Source organism: Ruegeria sp. R13_0 (genome assembly GCF_017743995.1).
In the GTDB taxonomy this organism is placed as follows: domain Bacteria; phylum Pseudomonadota; class Alphaproteobacteria; order Rhodobacterales; family Rhodobacteraceae; genus Ruegeria.
Window position 1 is genome coordinate 95,650 of record NZ_JAGHRB010000008.1, and the last position, 17,800, is coordinate 113,449.

At 59.5% G+C, this 17,800-nt stretch carries 18 protein-coding genes; 15 read left to right on the forward strand and 3 right to left on the reverse strand.

Annotated elements, in window-relative coordinates; all coding sequences use genetic code 11:
• Nucleotides 1-34: 34 nt before the first annotated feature.
• The gene (gene urtA, locus J7394_RS12095) at nt 35-1,315 is read right to left on the reverse strand and encodes an urea ABC transporter substrate-binding protein (RefSeq protein ID WP_209253324.1); all 1,281 of its coding nucleotides are present in this window, start codon (nt 1,313-1,315) and stop codon (nt 35-37) included.
• A 557-nt stretch (nt 1,316-1,872) separates the two neighbouring features.
• Here urtA and J7394_RS12100 point away from each other — a divergent pair.
• Genes J7394_RS12100 through ureG form a run of 8 tightly spaced genes read left to right on the forward strand, consistent with a single transcriptional unit; the run spans nt 1,873 to nt 6,800 of the window.
• Complete coding sequence (locus J7394_RS12100; RefSeq protein ID WP_247748189.1) at nt 1,873-2,532, forward strand: urease accessory protein UreD; 660 nt, start codon at nt 1,873-1,875, stop codon at nt 2,530-2,532.
• 1 nt (nt 2,533) lies between these two features.
• Nucleotides 2,534-2,836 carry an urease subunit gamma gene (locus J7394_RS12105; RefSeq protein ID WP_170378531.1) on the forward strand — a complete coding sequence of 101 codons (303 nt, stop codon included), beginning with the start codon at nt 2,534-2,536 and terminating at the stop codon, nt 2,834-2,836.
• 15 nt (nt 2,837-2,851) lie between these two features.
• Nucleotides 2,852-3,013: a hypothetical protein gene (locus tag J7394_RS12110; protein ID WP_209253325.1), complete on the forward strand. Its 162-nt coding sequence runs from the start codon at nt 2,852-2,854 to the stop codon at nt 3,011-3,013.
• Complete coding sequence (locus J7394_RS12115) at nt 3,010-3,315, forward strand: urease subunit beta (RefSeq protein ID WP_209253326.1); 306 nt, start codon at nt 3,010-3,012, stop codon at nt 3,313-3,315. Before J7394_RS12110 ends, J7394_RS12115 begins: the two co-directional genes overlap by 4 nt.
• Complete coding sequence (ureC, locus tag J7394_RS12120; RefSeq protein ID WP_209253328.1) at nt 3,315-5,075, forward strand: urease subunit alpha; 1,761 nt, start codon at nt 3,315-3,317, stop codon at nt 5,073-5,075. Before J7394_RS12115 ends, ureC begins: the two co-directional genes overlap by 1 nt.
• Before the next feature lie 18 nt (nt 5,076-5,093).
• Nucleotides 5,094-5,546, forward strand: a complete 453-nt coding sequence (gene ureE, locus J7394_RS12125) for an urease accessory protein UreE (RefSeq protein WP_170549323.1) — start codon at nt 5,094-5,096, stop codon at nt 5,544-5,546.
• A complete protein-coding gene (locus J7394_RS12130) occupies nt 5,530-6,183 on the forward strand; it encodes an urease accessory protein UreF (protein WP_209253330.1) in 654 nt (217 codons plus the stop codon). Before ureE ends, J7394_RS12130 begins: the two co-directional genes overlap by 17 nt.
• Entirely contained in the window at nt 6,180-6,800 is a 621-nt protein-coding gene (gene ureG / locus J7394_RS12135; protein WP_209253332.1) for an urease accessory protein UreG, read from the forward strand. The genes J7394_RS12130 and ureG overlap by 4 nt, the downstream gene beginning before the upstream one ends.
• An 83-nt stretch (nt 6,801-6,883) precedes the next feature.
• Here the strand turns inward: ureG and J7394_RS12140 are convergent, their stop codons facing one another.
• Both J7394_RS12140 and J7394_RS12145 read right to left on the reverse strand, forming a co-directional pair.
• Nucleotides 6,884-7,918, reverse strand: a complete 1,035-nt coding sequence (locus J7394_RS12140; protein WP_209253334.1) for an NADP-dependent oxidoreductase — start codon at nt 7,916-7,918, stop codon at nt 6,884-6,886.
• A gap of 204 nt (nt 7,919-8,122) precedes the next feature.
• A complete protein-coding gene (locus J7394_RS12145) occupies nt 8,123-9,040 on the reverse strand; it encodes a GlxA family transcriptional regulator (protein WP_247748190.1) in 918 nt (305 codons plus the stop codon).
• Between the two features lie 99 nt (nt 9,041-9,139).
• On the opposite strand from J7394_RS12145, the gene J7394_RS12150 reads away from it, so the two are divergent.
• The 7 genes from J7394_RS12150 to J7394_RS12180 all read left to right on the forward strand — a co-directional run bounded on the left by J7394_RS12150 (nt 9,140) and on the right by J7394_RS12180 (nt 17,797).
• Nucleotides 9,140-10,300, forward strand: a complete 1,161-nt coding sequence (locus tag J7394_RS12150) for an acyl-CoA dehydrogenase family protein (RefSeq protein ID WP_209253336.1) — start codon at nt 9,140-9,142, stop codon at nt 10,298-10,300.
• A gap of 2 nt (nt 10,301-10,302) precedes the next feature.
• Nucleotides 10,303-12,318 (forward strand): acetate--CoA ligase family protein, encoded by a 2,016-nt coding sequence (locus J7394_RS12155; RefSeq protein ID WP_209253337.1) that lies wholly within the window; start codon nt 10,303-10,305, stop codon nt 12,316-12,318.
• A gap of 3 nt (nt 12,319-12,321) precedes the next feature.
• Entirely contained in the window at nt 12,322-13,101 is a 780-nt protein-coding gene (locus J7394_RS12160) for a carnitinyl-CoA dehydratase (protein WP_209253338.1), read from the forward strand.
• Nucleotides 13,102-13,441: 340 nt separating this feature from the next.
• Nucleotides 13,442-14,368 (forward strand): choline ABC transporter substrate-binding protein, encoded by a 927-nt coding sequence (choX, locus tag J7394_RS12165; RefSeq protein ID WP_209253339.1) that lies wholly within the window; start codon nt 13,442-13,444, stop codon nt 14,366-14,368.
• Nucleotides 14,369-14,454: 86 nt separating this feature from the next.
• Complete coding sequence (choW, locus tag J7394_RS12170) at nt 14,455-15,285, forward strand: choline ABC transporter permease subunit (protein ID WP_209253341.1); 831 nt, start codon at nt 14,455-14,457, stop codon at nt 15,283-15,285.
• A gap of 3 nt (nt 15,286-15,288) precedes the next feature.
• Nucleotides 15,289-16,314, forward strand: a complete 1,026-nt coding sequence (choV, locus tag J7394_RS12175; protein ID WP_209253343.1) for a choline ABC transporter ATP-binding protein — start codon at nt 15,289-15,291, stop codon at nt 16,312-16,314.
• A gap of 127 nt (nt 16,315-16,441) precedes the next feature.
• Nucleotides 16,442-17,797 carry an MmgE/PrpD family protein gene (locus J7394_RS12180; protein WP_209253345.1) on the forward strand — a complete coding sequence of 452 codons (1,356 nt, stop codon included), beginning with the start codon at nt 16,442-16,444 and terminating at the stop codon, nt 17,795-17,797.
• The last annotated feature ends 3 nt before the right edge of the window (nt 17,798-17,800 follow it).

A 17,800-nucleotide genomic window follows, 5' to 3' on the forward strand; every position in this document is an offset into this window, starting at 1 on the left:
CAAGGCGGGCGATGACACCCGCCTTGCGAGAAGGTTAGTAGTTCGACAGGGTCTGGACGCAGGTCTTGGTCTCGGTGTTGTACATACCGCAACCCAGCTCTTTCCAATCCGAGATCAGAACCGCCGATTCCGGCAGGAAGTCGGTCCATGCATCGCCCGGAACGACGTCGGTTTCGCTGATGATATCGAACTGACCGTCTTCCTGAATCTCACCGATCAGAACCGGCTTGGCCAGGTGGTGGTTCGGCAGCATCACAGCCGTGCCACCAGTCAGGTTCGGGAATTCCTGCCCGTACATGGCCGAGCGCACCGCGTCGACCTCGGTCGAGCCAGCCTCGGTCGCGGCGTTTACCCACATGTTGAAGCCGATGTAATGCGCCTCCATCGGGTCGTTGGTCACGCGGTCTTCACCCATGGTGGCTTTCCATGTTTCGACGAATTCGGCGTTCACGTCAGTATCTGCTGATTGGAAGTAGTTCCACGCGGCCAGGTGACCGACCAAGTTGGTGGTATCCAGACCCGAGAGTTCTTCTTCACCGACCGAGAAGGCTACGACCGGGATGTCATCGGCTGAAACGCCCGCAGCCGCCAGCTCTTTGTAGAAGCCAATATTTGCGTCGCCATTGATGGTCGAGATCACGCCGACTTTCTTACCATCCGCACCCAGCGCAACGACGTCGGCCACGATCTTGGACCAGTCAGAATGACCAAAGGGGGTGTAGTTGACGAAGATGTCGTCATCCGCGATGCCTTTGCCCTTCAGATAGCTTTCCAGGATATTGTTGGTGGTACGCGGATACACATAGTCGGTACCGAGCAGAGCGAATTTTTCGACCCCCAGCTCATCAAGAAAGTAGTCGGTCGCAGGGATTGCCTGCTGGTTCGGCGCAGCACCGGTGTAGAAAACGTTTTTCGAGGATTCTTCGCCCTCATACTGAACCGGGTAGAACAGCAGGCCGTTCAGTTCTTCGATCACGGGCAGAACTGATTTACGGCTGACCGACGTCCAGTTGCCAAAGATCACATCCACCTCATGCACGGTCAGCAGCTCGCGCGCTTTTTCAGCAAATAGCGGCCAGTCCGAGGCCGGGTCGACCACAACCGCCTCAAGCTTCTTGCCCAGCAGGCCGCCCTTGGCGTTTTGCTGGTCGATCAGCATCAGCATCGTGTCTTTCAGCGTGGTTTCCGAGATTGCCATCGTGCCAGACAGCGAATGCAGCACGCCAACCTTGATCGTGTCTTCAGCCGACAGTGCAGCGGTGGCCATGGCCGCAAATACCAGTGATCCGACGAGCGTGGATTTGAGCGATTTCATGTAATCCTCCTGGGCGGGGCCGGGAGAGAGGGCTTGCACAAAGGCGCACTCTTCTTCTACCTGATCCCCGCAACTGTTGTTGCGTTATCGTGTGGCGGTTGTGTCCGAGGTCCAATTCGCGCAGCCGTCACACACCCTTCGAGGCGTTTCCCCCGACGAGCACCCATACGGTTTCTGCATCGCGGCAATCTTGGCAACCTGTCGATCAGGTAAATGCAAAAATCAGCCGCATCTGATTAATTTTTAATCCATTGCCTGAGTGTGTGCAAAAAATTTGGTCACCTGCATCGGTTTTGTGTTCGATTGCGACGCCCAAGAATGGTTTTCCGCCATCCGAGGCCCGAAACACGGGGCATGAACTGACGCCTCGGGGGTGCCCAATTACTAGTCTTGCCCAAATAACACCCACAGCGGACAAAACCCCGCCCCGTGCCAAGGGGGCCGTGTCGATTAGCACCAAACCGTTGGGCATGCGGTCGGTTCTGGACGTATTCCGCCAATCTGGTTCTTCTAAGTGCTTGTTCCCTCGTACTGAATCGCGCGCGTTGGACGCGGTTTTGCTGAACACTGCTGGCGGCGTCACCGGTGGGGATGCGTTTCGGTTCACCGGAACAGCGGGTGAAGGTACCACTCTGACAATGACGACGCAGGCGTGTGAGCGCGCTTACAAGGCGCAGCCCGGTCCCTATGGTCAGGTCGTCAATCACCTGGCCGTCGCGCCCGGTGCTCGCATGAACTGGATGCCGCAAGAGACAATCCTGTTCAACGGTAGTGCTCTGGATCGTCGACTACTGGTCGAAATGGAGCCGGACGCGACGCTGCTGATGGTCGAGCCTTTGGTCTTTGGGCGCGCGGCGATGGGCGAAAACCTGACCGATATCCGTCTGTGGGACCGGATCGAAATACGGCGCGGTGGAGCCCCTCTGTTCCTAGACACAATGCGATTTGCCGGCGACCTGCACGCCCATCTTTTGAGACCTCATATGGCAGACGGGGCGGGTGCAATGGCTCTGGTCGTCTTTGCCTGCAGTTCGGCCGAGGGTCAGTTGGACACGGTGCGCCGGATGCTGCCCGACACGGCGGGTGCCACGCTGATCCAAAACGATCTGCTGGTGATCCGGATGCTGGCCGAAAACAGCTTTGCCCTGCGCCGTGCGCTGATGCCGATTCTGCGGCAGCTCAACAACAACACTCTTCCCCGATGCTGGATGATCTAAGATGAACCTGACCCCCCGTGAAAAAGACAAGCTGATGGTCGCCATGGCCGCCGAAGTTGCCCGCAAACGCCTTGCCCGAGGGGTCAGGCTGAACCACCCCGAGGCCATCGCCCTGATCACCGACGCTGTTGTCGAAGGTGCGCGCGACGGTCGCTCGGTGGCTGACATGATGCAGGCCGGAGCCGAAGTGATCACCCGGGATCAATGCATGGAGGGTGTGCCCGAGATGATCCACGAGGTTCAGGTCGAAGCCACCTTTCCCGACGGCACCAAGCTTGTGACCGTCCACAACCCCATTCGCTAACAAAGGAACCAAGATATGACCCGTATGCTTTTCCCTGCTCTGATCGTTGCTGGCCCTGCTGCAGCCCACACCGATACGCATATCCATGCGCACGGCACGGACTATGCGACCCTTGGCGTTGGTCTGGCAGTTGTCGCAGTGGCCGCGATCGCGCTGATGGTAAAGTTGAACAAATGATCCCCGGAGAGCTGTTCCCGGCCGAGGGTGAGATCACCCTGAACGCAAGCGCAGAGGCGATCACCCTGTTGGTCGCCAATACCGGCGATCGCCCTGTTCAGGTCGGCTCGCATTATCATTTCGCCGAAACCAACCCGGCGCTCGACTTTGACCGTGCAGCTGCACACGGGCTGCGCCTGGACATCGCGCCGGGCACCGCCGTTCGGTTCGAGCCTGGTCAGGCGCGCGAGGTCTCGCTGATCCCGATCGGCGGCGCGCGTAAGGTCTATGGGTTCAATCAAAAGGTCATGGGGTCGCTCTGATGCCAGCAACAATCAAACGTTTTGACTATGCTGCCATGTTCGGCCCGACCACCGGCGACAAGCTGCGGCTGGCCGATACCGATCTGGTGATCGAGGTCGAACGCGACCTGACCGCTGAACGTGCGGGCGCTGCCGCTACCGGTGGGACGGGCGATAATGCGCTGCTCTACGGCGAAGAGGTCAAGTTCGGCGGCGGCAAGGTGATCCGCGATGGGATGGGGCAATCTCAGGCCACGCGCGCCGAGGGGGCCGTGGATACGGTTATCACCAATGCGCTGATCGTGGACCACTCGGGCATCTACAAGGCGGATGTGGGTCTGAAGGACGGCCGCATCGCCAAAATCGGCAAGGCCGGGAACCCCGATACCCAGCCCGGCGTCGATATCATCATCGGCCCGGGCACCGAGGCCATTGCGGGCGAGGGGCGTATCCTGACCGCAGGGGGCTTTGACAGCCATATCCACTTCATTTGCCCTCAGCAGATTGAGGATGCGTTGCACTCCGGCCTAACCACCATGCTGGGCGGCGGGACAGGACCGGCTCATGGCACTCTGGCCACCACCTGCACACCGGGTCCTTGGCATATCGGGCGGATGTTGCAGGCGGCGGATACGTTTCCGATGAACCTGGCCTTTGCGGGCAAGGGCAACGCCTCTCTGCCCGCCGCGCTGGAGGAGCAGGTCAACGCAGGGGCCTGCGCTCTGAAACTGCATGAAGATTGGGGCACGACCCCTGCCGCCATCGACTGCTGCCTTTCAGTGGCCGATGCGATGGACGTGCAGGTCATGATCCACACCGACACGCTGAACGAATCCGGCTTTGTCGAGAATACCGTGGGCGCCATGAAAGGCCGCACGATCCACGCCTTCCACACCGAAGGCGCAGGCGGCGGCCATGCACCGGACATCATCAAGATCTGTGGCGAGAACCACGTTCTGCCCTCGTCTACCAACCCCACGCGCCCCTTCACCGTGAACACGGTCGAAGAGCATCTGGATATGTTGATGGTGTGCCACCACCTCGACAAATCCATCCCCGAGGATGTGGCCTTTGCTGAAAGCCGCATCCGGCGCGAGACGATCGCGGCCGAGGATATCCTGCACGACATGGGCGCGTTCTCGATCATCGCCTCCGACAGTCAAGCCATGGGCCGGGTGGGGGAGGTGCTGATCCGTACGTGGCAAACCGCCGACAAGATGAAGAAACAACGCGGCCGCCTGCCCGACGAGACAGGTGAAAACGACAACCTGCGGGTCCGTCGTTACATCGCGAAATACACCATCAACCCGGCGATTGCGCATGGCCTGAGCCATCAGATCGGCAGTATCGAGGAAGGCAAACGCGCCGATCTGGTCCTGTGGAACCCGGCCTTTTTCGGGGTGAAGCCCGAGATGGTCTTGTTGGGTGGCACCATCGCCTGTGCGCAGATGGGCGACCCAAATGCCTCGATCCCTACGCCGCAGCCGGTCTATAGCCGCCCCATGTTCGGAGCATACGGCCGGTCGGTTGAAAACTCGGCGATCACATTTGTCTCGGAGGCTGCGCAAGCGGGCGGGATTGGTGATACACTGGGTCTGGCGAAACAAACCGTCGCCGTGCGCAACACGCGCGATATCGGCAAGCAGGATTTGCTGCTGAATGACGCAACGCCCCAGATCGAGGTTGACCCGGAAACTTATGAGGTCCGAGCCGATGGGGAGCTGCTCACCTGTCAACCTGCCGAAGTGCTGCCGATGGCGCAGCGCTATTTCATGTTCTGATTTGAAAAGGAGGCCACGATGACCACTGCGATCAAAACCGCCCGTATCTATCACGATCACCACCACGATCCGGCGCATGCTCAGGTCTCGCTGGACTATGACGGGCGTTTCCTGCGCCGTAAAATGCTGGCCACCGATGATGGTGAGTCCTTTTTGGTCGATCTGGCGCACACGAAATCCCTCGACCATGGTGGGGTTCTGGTGCTGGAGGATGGGCGCGAGATTGAAATCATCGCCGCACCGGAAGAGTTGCTGGAAATCAGCGGGGACAACCTGCTGCACCTCGCCTGGCACATCGGCAATCGCCACACGCCCTGTCAGATCGAAACCGACCGGCTACTGATCCAACGTGATCATGTCATTCGTGATATGCTGTTGAAACTGGGGGCCGAAATCCAAGAGGTCGTTGAACCCTTCACCCCCGAAGGCGGCGCCTATGGTCATGGCAGGACACATGGCCACGCTCACTAATTCCGATATCCTAACCTTGGTGCAGTGGTTGTCTCCGGCCTATCCGGTTGGCGGCTTCGCCTATTCTCATGGGTTGGAGGCCGCGATTGAACTTGGTTCGGTTGCCAGCCCTCAGGATACGGGCGCTTGGGTGTCGGACGTATTGGAGTATGGCTCTGGCTGGAACGACGCGCTTTTTCTGGGGGCGGCTTACGCCGCCGAAACCCCGGTCGACCTGACCGACATCGACGCCACAGCGCGCGCGTTCAGCGCCTCATCCGAGCGGTTGATGGAAACCAGTTTGCTCGGGCAGGCGTTTGGAGCCGTGACCGGGGATGTCTGGGGTTTGAACTTGCAGCACCTGACCTATCCGGTGGCGGTAGGGCGTGCGGCACGATTGCAGAACTTGCCGCTGCCGTTGGTGACCGAGATGTTCCTGCAGGCGTTCCTGAGTAATCTGGTCGCCTGCGCAACGCGCCTTGTTCCCTTGGGGCAAACCGATGCGCAGCGGCTGATACGGGACCTAACGCCCCTCTGCACAACGATTGCCGCAAAGGCGCAGGACGCGGGTCTGGAGGATCTGAGTTCGACGGCGTTCCTGCCGGATATCGCGGCAATGAAGCATGAAACCCAGTATTCAAGGATTTTCCGAACATGAGCAGTACGAACGGCCCACTCCGTGTCGGCATCGGAGGCCCCGTCGGCGCGGGCAAAACTACGCTGACCGCCGCGCTGTCCGAGGCGCTACGCGATGTCTGTTCGGTGGGCGTGATCACCAACGACATCTACACGCAAGAGGACGCCGAGGCGCTGATGCGGATGCAGATCCTGCCTCAGGACCGGATCATCGGCGTTGAAACCGGTGGCTGCCCGCATACCGCGATCCGTGAGGACGCCTCAATCAACCTTGCGGCCGTGGCCGAGATGCAATCGCGCCACCCGGAGATTGAGGTCGTGCTGATCGAAAGCGGCGGCGATAACCTGTCGGCCACGTTCAGCCCTGAACTGGCGGATGTGACGCTCTACGTGATTGATGTGGCTGCGGGCGAAGAAATCCCGCGCAAGGGTGGGCCTGCGATCACGAAATCGGATCTGTTGATCATCAATAAAACGGATCTCGCACCGCATGTGGGCGCGTCGCTAGAGGTGATGCAGGAAGACGCCACGCTTATGCGTAAAGGTCGGCCGTTCTTGTTCGCCTCACTGCGTCAACGGCAGGGTGTGCCCGAAATCGTCAGCGCGCTTACCGCGATTGGTGGGCTTGAAACGGCCTGACGTAGAGCAGTCGCCGCGGATCGGTGCGGCAACTGTCATTTTTAGTTCGGAGTGGGGCGCTATCTAGGGGCTGGCCGGAGCAATCAGGCCCCGACATTCACTACCATCTTGCCGAAATTCTCACCGCGCAGCAGTTGGTTCAGCGCCTCGGGCGCGGCCTCTAACCCTTCGACCATGTGCTCGCGATATTTGACCGATCCGTCCTGAATCCAGCCTGTCATTTCCCTGACGAACTCTTTGTAGAGCGAGGCCGGGAAGCTGTCGAAGATGATGAACCCTTGCGCCTTAACCTTCATCCGTAGCAGCGTGCCCATGATCGCAGGCCCCATATCCGGGCCATCCGGCAAGCCGGGCAGGTTGTACCACGAGACCACGCCGCAGATCGGGATGCGCGCAAACGCGTTCAGCAGGGGCAGGACACCGTATAGCACCTTGCCGCCGACATTTTCGAAGTAAACATCAATCCCATCCGGGCAGGCGGCCCGCAACTGATCGGCGAAGTCGGCGGCCTTGTGGTCGATACAGGCGTCGAAGCCCAGATTTTCGACCACATGCGCGCATTTTTCGGCCCCGCCCGCAACACCGACGACCCGGCACCCTTTGATCTTGGCGATCTGCCCGACGGTTGCTCCGACAGGGCCGGATGCGGCGGCAACGACCACGGTTTCTCCGGGCTTGGGCTCGCCGATCTGTAGCAACCCGGCATAGGCGGTGTAGCCGGGCATACCCAAAATACCCAACGCCCAGGACGGGTTTTGCGGCGCTTTGCCCATGTTTATGACCTCGGTCCCGTCCGAGATCGCGTAGTCCTGCCAGCCACTTCCCGACAGCACGTAGTCACCCGCCTCGAATCCATCGAGGTTCGAGGTCACAACCTCTCCCACAACTTGTCCGGTCATGACCCCGCCAATCGCCACAGGCTCGGCATAGGATTTTGCGTCATTCATCCGCCCGCGCATATACGGATCCAGCGACAGGTAGCAGGTGCGGATCAGCATCTCGCCTGCGCCCGCAGTAGGGATATCCGTTGTCTCAAGCCGCAGCGTATTTTCATCGGGTTCCCCCTTGGGGCGTTCGTTCAGAACGATGCGGCGGTTAGTGTCGGCGGTCTGAGGCATGGGATGTGTTCCTTTTTGTGGGTATGTTCTTTGCTCGGCCGGGCAAGTCCGGAAGAGGGTGCGCGCTGTTTCTTGCTTTGGACACCGATCAGCGTAGAGTGACGCGTCAAAATTCTGTATTTCTCGCAGATCGTCAATCCTGTCAGTTTCGCGCGGAATTTCGAATTGGTCGAACTATGCGCGCGTATTTCCTGTGCTGCCCCGCTAAACCCTGTTGCGGAAGGCCGAGGGGGTCTGCCCGAACTCCGCCTTGAAGGCGCGGGTCATCGCGCTGGCATTTTCATAGCCCGACCGGCTGGCGATCTCGGCAATGGATTGCTCGGTCTCTTCGGTCAGCCTGCGCGCAAGGTTCAGACGCAACCGACGATAGAGCGCCTGCGGTGTGGTTTTCAGGTCCGCCTGAACGCGCATTTCCAGCCGTTTCTGAGTGCACCCCGCTTTGCGCGCGACCTGCGTGATCGACAGCGGTGTTTCAAGGTTTGCTTGCATGATGGCCAGGGCGCGATTCACCAGAGTGTCTTCGGTTTGCATTGGTAAGGCATAGTGGTCGCTCCGGCCACGGCTCATAAACAGATGGGCGACCTCCATCGACAAAAGCGGGCCGTGATCCTTGCGGATAAGTGCCAGGGCAAGATCAAACGCCGCCATCGCCCCGGAACAGGTCAGACGCCTGCCATCAACGACGTAGCGCTCTTGCACGACGTCCACGGCGGGAAAACCTTCTTCAAATCGGGAAAGCTCATCCCAGTGAATGGTCGCTCGGTGCCCATCGAGCAACCCGGCCTGCGCCATCAACCAGCTACCGGTATCCAGTCCGGCCACCTGTGCGTGCCTTTTTGCAGCCGCCAGCAGGGCACGCAGCGTCGGGGGCGTGCCCAATTGCAAGAACCCGTAGGAGGGCATCACAACCAGAACATCCCCACGCTGGTCGGTCAGGGCGGCATCCGGTGTCACCGCAAGCCCGCTGGAGCTGTGGACGGGGTCTCCGTCAACGGAACAGAACCGCCACTCATACAAAGACTGCCGGGACAGAGTGTTGGCCGCCCGCAGAGGCTCGACCATGTTGGCGAGGCAGTGGTTCGAGAACCCATCGAACAGCAGGATGTTAAATCTGTGGTTCAATATTTTACTAACTTTGCATGATATGCGGCGAAAACTGCATGCCGTGACCATGAGGAATCTCATTTCCTGCGTCAATCACCCATCCAAGGATATCGCGCCATGCAGTTTGGTCTGACCGAAGAACAGGACATGATCGTCTCGACAGTCCGCAGCTTTGTCGAAAACGAGATCTACCCACATGAGGTCGAGGTCGAGCGCACCGGTCAGGTGCCGCATGAGCTGGGCGAAGAGATCAAACAGAAATGCATCGACCTGGGCTTTTATGCCTGCAACTTCCCCGAAGAGGTCGGCGGCGCAGGCCTTTCGCATTTCGATTTTACGCTGGTCGAGCGCGAGCTGGGTCGTGGCTCGATGGCTCTGACCCATTTCTTTGGCCGCCCGCAGAACATTCTGATGGCCTGCAATGATGAACAGCGCGAACGCTATTTGCTGCCAGCTGTGCGTGGAGAAAGGATGGATGCGCTGGCGATGACCGAACCCGATGCGGGCTCGGACGTCAGGGGCATGAAGTGTCAGGCTGTGAAGGATGGAGGCGATTGGGTCATCAACGGCTCCAAACACTTCATTTCGGGCGCGGAACACGCGGATTTCTTCATCGTCTTCATTGCGACAGGCGTGGATGAGACACCAAAAGGGCCTAAAAAGCGCATCACAACCTTCCTGGTGGATAGCGGCACGCCCGGGTTTGAGGTGCGCGAAGGGTATAACTCGGTCAGCCACAAGGGCTACAAGAACTACATCCTCTATTTCGACAATTGCCGCCTGCCGGACGCGCAGGTTCTGGGCGAGGTCGATGGTGGTTTCGCTGTCATGAACGAGTGGCTCTATGCGACCCGTCTGACGGTTGCGGCCTTCTCGGTCGGTCGGGCGCGGCGCTGTTTCGACTATGCGCTGAACTATGCCGCCGAGCGCAAACAGTTCGGTCAGCCCATCGGTAAATTCCAGGGCATTGGGTTCCAGATCGCCGACATGATCACCGAGATTGATGCCGCAGACTGGTTAACTCTGTCGGCTGCCTGGCGTCTGGACGAAAACCTGCCTTCGAACCGCGAAATCGCCTCGGCTAAGCTCTATGCCTCGGAAATGTTGGCGCGGGTCACCGACGCGACGCTGCAAATCTATGGCGGCATGGGTCTGATGGACGACTTCCCGATCGAGCGTTTCTGGCGCGACGCGCGGGTCGAGCGGATCTGGGATGGCACCAGCGAAATCCAGCGTCACATCATCAGCCGCGATCTTCTGCGTCCCTTGGGCGCCTGACGATGACCAAGGACCTCACCCGGCTTTTGCGCCCGAAATCCATCGCCGTGATCGGCGGTGGTGCTTGGTGTCAGCAGGTCATTCTGCAATCTGAACGTATGGGCTATGCGGGTCAGATCTGGCCTGTTCATCCCAAAGCGACCGAGATCGCTGGCCATCGGGCCTATGCCTGCCTCGAAGATCTGCCTGCACCGCCAGATGCCGTTTTCATCGGCATCAACCGCCATGCCACGATTGAGGCCGTTCGCACCCTTTCCGCCACCGGCGTCGGTGGAGCGGTGTGTTTTGCGTCTGGCTTTTCTGAGGCCGTGGCCGAGGATGACGCAGGCGGCGATCTGCAGGCACAATTGGTGGCAGCTGCGGGCGACATGCCCATTCTGGGACCCAATTGCTATGGTTTCATCAACGCGTTGGATGGGGCTTTGCTGTGGCCCGACCAGCACGGGGCAAAGCCGGTCGACTCTGGCGTCGCGATCCTGACGCAAAGCTCGAATATCTCGATCAACCTGACCATGCAGAAACGCGCGCTGCCCATCGCCTATATGGTGACCTGTGGGAACATGGCGCAGACCAGTCAGGCGCAGATTGCCTCGGCCTTGCTGGACTATCCGCGTGTGACTGCTGTCGGATTGCATATCGAAGGCTTCAAGGACGTCCGCGAATGGGAGGCTCTGGCGCAGAAGGCCCACTCCAAAGGTATCCCTCTTGTGGCGCTTAAGGTCGGCGCGTCCGAACAGGCGCAGGCCGCGACCGTGTCGCATACCGCCTCTCTGGCCGGAAGCGACGCGGGTGCGCAGGCCCTTTTGGAGCGTCTCGGCATTCCACGCTTGTCGGCCTTGCCCGATTTTCTGGAAACACTGAAACTGCTGCATTGCTGTGGCCCGCTTCCGGGCAGCAACATTGCCTCGATCAGCTGTTCCGGTGGTGAGGCGAGCCTGATCGCTGACATGGCCGTTGGAACCGGGTTGTCCTTCCCGCGTCTGAGCGACGGTCAGAAAGCCCACCTGCGCGAAGCACTCGGTCCGATGGTGGCGCTGAATAACCCACTGGACTACCACACTTATATCTGGCGGGATGAAGCGGCGATGGCGCAGGCCTGGGCCGGGATGACGGGCGATGACATCGATTTGACGTTCTCGATCCTCGACTATCCAACCACGGATGCGAGCGACTGGGCCTACGCCTCGCGTGCGGCGAAGAAAGTGCGTGCGGAGACCGGCGCGCGATTTGCCGTTGCCGCGACACTGCCGGAATTGCTGCCCGAAGATGTGGCGCAAGAGCTTATGGACGGCGGCGTGGTGCCCTTCATGGGGCTGCGCGAAGCCCTTGCAGCAACCGAAGCGGCGGGCCAGATCACAGCCCCTTCGGACAAACCGGTCACACTGCCCGGAACGGCCGAGGCTAGTCGGACACTCACCGAAGGCGAGTCCAAACGCGTTCTGGCCGAGCACGGATTGCGTATCCCGCAGAACCGTACAGTCACAGGTGCTGATCAGGCGCGCGCTGCCGTTCAGGACATGGTCGCGCCCTATGCGGTCAAGGGCGTCGGGCTGGCTCATAAATCAGAACACGCGGCCGTGCGATTGGGTGTTCTTGCCGAAGACGTGGCCGATGTCGCCGCAGATGTCGGCACCCCTGAAATCCTGATTGAAGAGATGATCACCGGAACAGTGGCCGAGCTTCTTGTGGGCGTGGTGCGCGATCCGGCGCATGGGTTTGTCCTGACCGTGGGCGCAGGCGGTGTGCTGACCGAAGTGCTGCGCGATACCGCCTCCCTGCTGGTGCCCAGTTCTGCCGATGATATCCGCAGCGCTTTGGGTAAATTGAAGATTGCACCGCTTCTGGCTGGCTATCGCGGTCAACCGGCGGCTGATATGGATGCCATCGTGGCCGCTGTTGAGGCCGTTCAGGCCTATGTCATGCAAAACGCCGACACGCTTGGCGAGGTCGAAATTAACCCGCTCCTCTGCACGCCCGACAAGGCGGTCGCCGTGGATGCTCTCATCAGAAAGGCCTGAGATATGGACCCGATCAAAACCCGCCGTAACGGCGCGATCCTTGAGGTCACGTTGGACCGGCCCAAGGCCAATGCCATTGATCTGGCCACCAGCCGGATCATGGGTGACGTCTTCGCCGAGTTCCGCGACGACCCGGAGCTGCGCGTCGCGATCCTGACAGGTGCGGGAGAGAAGTTCTTTTGCCCCGGATGGGACCTGAAAGCCGCAGCCGATGGCGATGCGGTGGACGGGGACTATGGCGTTGGCGGTTTTGGTGGCCTGCAGGAATTGCGCGACATGAACAAGCCCGTCATCGCAGCCGTGAACGGCATTGCCTGTGGCGGAGGGCTGGAGCTTGCGCTATCCGCCGACATGATCCTCGCCGCAGACCATGCGAGTTTTGCGCTGCCGGAAATCCGCTCGGGCACCGTCGCGGATGCGGCCAGTGTCAAATTACCAAAACGTATCCCGTACCACATCGCGATGGAGCTGCTACTGACGGGCCGCTGGTTCGACGCGGAAGAGGCCAACCGCTGGGGATTGGTGAATGAGATCGTGGCCGCGGATCAGCTGATGGATCGTGCGTGGGAACTCGCCCGCTTGTTGGCCTCGGGCCCACCGCTGGTTTATGCCGCGATCAAAGAGGTCGTTCGCGATGCCGAAGACAGCAAGTTTCAGGACGCCATGAACCGTATTACCAAACGGCAGCTGCGTACCGTCGATACTCTCTATGCCAGTGAGGACCAGCTGGAAGGCGCGCGCGCGTTCGCGGAAAAGCGTGATCCTGTGTGGAAAGGCAAGTAAGCAAATTTGGGGTCTGAACCCTCTCGGCGGCTCCTTCTTTCGATGGGGCCGTAACACTTTATCAGCTGTGCCCAAGGGTTCCTTGGGCGGCCTGCTAACGGATTGCATGCGCGTGTCATATTAAACTAGGACATGCCAGCCCAATGGGGCAACAGCACTTCAAACCTGCGCCACAACCCGAACGCAGCCAAACTGAAATCCATGCCACGCAATCCGTGAATTGTTCAGCGCGCGACAGAAACTGTTGCCTGAATCTGGCTGCATGTGAACAATTAGACTTGACTATGTGTCATTTATTTTTCCTAACTAACCAGTCAATCAAAAAAACAGGGAGGCTCCAGTGAAAGCCCTAACAACCATTTCAACCCTTGCCATTCTGGCATCTGCCGGGGCGGCATTGGCCAATTGCGACGAGGTCGTATTCTCGGATGTCGGCTGGACCGATATCACCGCGACCACTGCCGCAACGACAACCATTCTTGACGCTCTGGGCTATGATACCGAGATCAAGATTCTTTCCGTTCCAGTGACTTACACCTCGATGGCCGAAGGCGATATCGACGTGTTCCTGGGCAACTGGATGCCGACCATGGAAGGCGATATCGCGCCGTATCGCGAGGCGGGAACAGTTGAAACCGTGCGCGCGAACCTTGAAGGCGCCAAGTACACGCTGGCCGTCAACGCCGCAGCCGCCGAGCTGGGCATCAAGGATTTCGCTGATATTTCAACACACTCCGATGCTCTGGACGGCAAAATCTTCGGAATCGAGCCGGGCAATGACGGCAACCGTCTGATTCAATCCATGATCGATGGCGATTCGTTTGGCCTCTCTGGTTTCGAAGTCGCAGAAAGCTCGGAGCAGGGCATGCTGGCGCAGGTGGATCGCGCCTCGCGCAAAGGCGATCCGATCGTGTTCCTTGGTTGGGAACCGCACCCGATGAACGCCAATTTCGAGATGTCGTACCTGACCGGTGGCGATGAATTCTTTGGCCCCAACTTCGGCGGCGCGACCGTGTTCACCAACACCCGCAAAGGCTATGCCGAGGAATGCCCGAATGTTGGCGCGCTGCTGAACAACCTGAAATTCTCGCTGGCGATGGAAAACGAGATCATGGCCGCGATTCTGGATGGTGGCGAAGACCCGGCAGACGCAGCCAGCGCATGGCTGAAAGCCAACCCGGATGCCTATACCCCATGGCTGGACGGTGTCACGACCCGTGACGGTGGTGACGCAGTCGCCGCAGTAAGCGCAGCACTGGGTCAATAACCTTAAACGCCCTTCGCCGCGTGTCTGTGGCGGAGGGCTTTTTTGTGGCCTGATCTCAGGCCCGGAATACTCTGAAAGGCAGACAGATGGATTGGCTGACCGACAACAAGATACCCGTCGGCAAGACGGCCCGAGCGGTTTTTGAATGGCTCCAAGAAATAGGGGAGCCATTTTTCGATTGGTTATCCTGGGTTCTTGAGGCGCTGATTGATGGCATATTGTGGGTGCTGCAAACCCCGCATCCTTTGATCGTTGTAGGCGTCTTCGTAGGCATCACGTGGCTGTTGCAGCGGAATTGGAAGGTTTGCCTGTTTGTGGCGCTGGGGTTCCTGTTCATTCTCAATCAGGGTTATTGGGAAGAAACGACGGAGAGCCTGACTCTGGTTCTATCCGCCTGTCTGGTCTGTATGGCAATTGGCGTGCCTATTGGCATCGCGGCGGCGCATAGGCCCAAGCTTTATGTCGGCATGCGACCGGTGCTGGACCTGATGCAAACCCTGCCGACCTTCGTCTATCTGATCCCCGCGATCGTGTTCTTTGGTATCGGCATGGTGCCGGGCCTGATCGCAACCGTGATCTTCGTTTTGCCCGCTCCGATCCGTTTGACACATCTGGGTGTTTCCTCGACGCCGACCCCGCTACTTGAAGCGGCCGAGGCCTTTGGCGCGACCAAATCCCAGACCCTGTGGAAGGTCGAGCTGCCTTACGCACTGCCGCAGATCATGACCGGTCTGAACCAGACCATCATGCTGTCGCTGTCGATGGTTGTGATCGCCGCTCTGGTTGGCGCTGACGGCTTGGGTGTGCCGGTTGTGCGGGCTCTTAATCAGGTGAACACGGCCCTTGGTTTCGAATCCGGCTTTGTCATCGTTGTTGTAGCGATCATCCTCGATCGCGTCCTCAGAGTGGAGCATTGATCCATGACCGCAGTTGAATTTGACAATGTTTCAATCGCGTTCGGCAACGACCCCAAAAGTGCGTTACCCTTCATGGACGAAGGCAAAGACCGCGCAACCGTGAAAGAGGCCTGCGGGCAGGTGCTGGGCGTCCACAATTGCTCGCTGACCGTGCATGAGGGCGAAACGCTGGTGCTGATGGGGCTGTCCGGTTCTGGCAAATCCACGTTGTTGCGGGCGGTGAACGGGTTGAACCCGGTGATCCGCGGCGCGGTTCGGGTCTCGGACGGATCGGAGATGGTGGATGTCACCAACGCCGACGCCCGAACCCTGCGCCGGATGCGGCAGAACCATATTGCCATGGTGTTCCAGCAATTCGGCCTGCTTCCATGGCGCTCTGTGCGCGAAAACGTCTGGCTGGGGCTGGAGCTGTCGGGCATGTCCCGCACTGAGAGGTTGCAGCGCACCGATGAGCAGCTTGCTCTGGTCGGTCTGTCCGACTGGGCGGATCGTAAGGTCGGAGAGCTGTCGGGCGGTATGCAACAACGCGTCGGTCTGGCCCGCGCCTTTTCCACCCAAGCACCGATCCTGCTGATGGATGAGCCGTTCTCGGCCCTCGATCCGCTGATCCGGACCAAGCTGCAGGATGAGCTGCTGCGCCTTCAGGAAAAGCTGAAACGCACCATCATCTTCGTGTCCCATGACCTTGATGAGGCCTTCAAGATCGGCAATCGCATCGCCATCATGGAGGGCGGTCGCATCGTGCAATGTGGCACCCCATCCGAGATCTACTCAAAGCCTGAGGACGAGTATGTGGCCGACTTTGTCGCGCATATGAACCCACTGGGCGTTTTGCGCGCGCGGGACGTGATGGAGCCTGCAACCGGTACGCCGGATCGCTCGATTGATGCGGATACGGATATTCGCGACGTTATCCAGGGCTTCGACCAGAACAACGCACCGGTTGGCGTGATCGAGAACGGGGCGATCATCGGTCAGGTCACAAAAGACCGTGTGTTGAACAAGCTGGTTGATCCGATGGGGCAGTAATCCTCGGACTTTAAACATGGGGCGGTCCGGCACTAGAACGCCGGACCGTTCGTTCTCAATTGTTTTCGTGCCATCCCATTCGAAACCTCCTAACCTGCCTCGAGAGGTGTTGAGCTAGGAGCAGGCCGTGACAGATACCTTCCAAAGAGTTGCTGATTTCACCCTTGGTTTGACACCCGAGGATATCCCTGATGCAACACTGAACTCCGCCGCGTTGATGCTGCTGGACACGCTGGGCATTACGATAGCGTCGGGTCCTATGGCGGCGGGGTCAATCGCCCGAGAAACCGCTGTTGTGCTCTATGGGGCAGGTGATCCGGCGCTCAGCGCGCGGATGCTGTTTGATGGCCGCCGGGTCAGCGCGGCCGGGTCTGCCTATGCCGCTGCGACGCAGACTGACAATCTGGATGGGCATGACGGTTACAACCCGACCAAAGGGCATATTGGTGTCGCTGTCGTGCCGGCGCTATGCGCGCTTGCGGAAACGATTCAGGATTTCTCGGGCCCCGAAGCTCTGACTGCTGTCACCATCGGATATGAGGTCGCCGGGCGCGCGGGGATTTCTCTGCATGATACGGTCAGCGACTATCACACTTCGGGGGCGTGGAACGCCTTGGGTGTCGTCGCTGTCGCTGCTCGGATGCGTGGGTTGGGAGTGGACCAATTGCGGCAGGCTATGGGCATCGCCGAATATCACGGCCCCCGCAGCCAAATGATGCGCGAGATCGCCAACCCCACAATGTTGCATGATGGCTCGGGTTGGGGGGCTTTGGTGGGCGTGTCTTCGGCCGTTCTGGCCGAGAAAGGCTTTACAGGCGCGCCCGCAATCACAATCGAAGCCGAAAAGGTCTCGAGTTACTGGCAGGACCTTGGTCAGTTCTGGCAGATGCAGCATCAATATGTGAAACCCTACCCGATCTGCCGTTGGGCGCACGCCGCGATCGACGCTGTCCGGCAGCTCATGCGTGAACATGATCTGAGCCATGAAGACATCGCCTCGGTCCAGGTCAATACCTTCCGCGAGAGCGCCTGTTTGTTTCAGGGCATGCCAGACGACACCTCAAAGGCACAGTATTCGCTGCCATTCGCGGTTGCAGTGATGATGGCCTATGGGAGGATCGGGGTTGAGCATATATCGGGCGCGGGTCTTTCCGATCCTTTGGTGGCCTCTTTGTTGGAGCGTATTTCCGTTGCCGAAGACGAGCGGCACTCGGCCCGCTTCCCCGAGTGTCGTATTGCCGATGTCACGATCCGCTTGCACGACGGGCGGGTGCTGGAGACTGGCGACGTTCATGCGCGCGGCGGCCCCGAGGCTCCTATGGATCAGGCCGAAGTGGCCGCGAAATTCATGGAGTTCGCAACACCCTCGCTTGGCGAGAAAAGAGCCTCTGCCATACGCGACGCCGTTCTGGGGCTGAGAAATCCGGTATCGACTTTCTCGGATCTTGGCGCGTTGATTTATGACGCTCCACCCGGTTCCTAGTCC

Coding starts and splice junctions, on each gene's coding strand:
- J7394_RS12110 (WP_209253325.1), top strand. CDS start 2,852: ATGACCCGTATGCTTTTCCCTGCTCTGATCGTTGCTGGCCCTGCTGCA.
- J7394_RS12140 (WP_209253334.1), bottom strand. CDS start 7,918: ATGCCTCAGACCGCCGACACTAACCGCCGCATCGTTCTGAACGAACGC.
- choW (WP_209253341.1), top strand. CDS start 14,455: ATGGATTGGCTGACCGACAACAAGATACCCGTCGGCAAGACGGCCCGA.
- ureG (WP_209253332.1), top strand. CDS start 6,180: ATGAGCAGTACGAACGGCCCACTCCGTGTCGGCATCGGAGGCCCCGTC.
- ureE (WP_170549323.1), top strand. CDS start 5,094: ATGACCACTGCGATCAAAACCGCCCGTATCTATCACGATCACCACCAC.
- J7394_RS12130 (WP_209253330.1), top strand. CDS start 5,530: ATGGCCACGCTCACTAATTCCGATATCCTAACCTTGGTGCAGTGGTTG.
- J7394_RS12105 (WP_170378531.1), top strand. CDS start 2,534: ATGAACCTGACCCCCCGTGAAAAAGACAAGCTGATGGTCGCCATGGCC.
- J7394_RS12115 (WP_209253326.1), top strand. CDS start 3,010: ATGATCCCCGGAGAGCTGTTCCCGGCCGAGGGTGAGATCACCCTGAAC.
- ureC (WP_209253328.1), top strand. CDS start 3,315: ATGCCAGCAACAATCAAACGTTTTGACTATGCTGCCATGTTCGGCCCG.
- J7394_RS12155 (WP_209253337.1), top strand. CDS start 10,303: ATGACCAAGGACCTCACCCGGCTTTTGCGCCCGAAATCCATCGCCGTG.
- urtA (WP_209253324.1), bottom strand. CDS start 1,315: ATGAAATCGCTCAAATCCACGCTCGTCGGATCACTGGTATTTGCGGCC.
- J7394_RS12160 (WP_209253338.1), top strand. CDS start 12,322: ATGGACCCGATCAAAACCCGCCGTAACGGCGCGATCCTTGAGGTCACG.
- choV (WP_209253343.1), top strand. CDS start 15,289: ATGACCGCAGTTGAATTTGACAATGTTTCAATCGCGTTCGGCAACGAC.
- J7394_RS12150 (WP_209253336.1), top strand. CDS start 9,140: ATGCAGTTTGGTCTGACCGAAGAACAGGACATGATCGTCTCGACAGTC.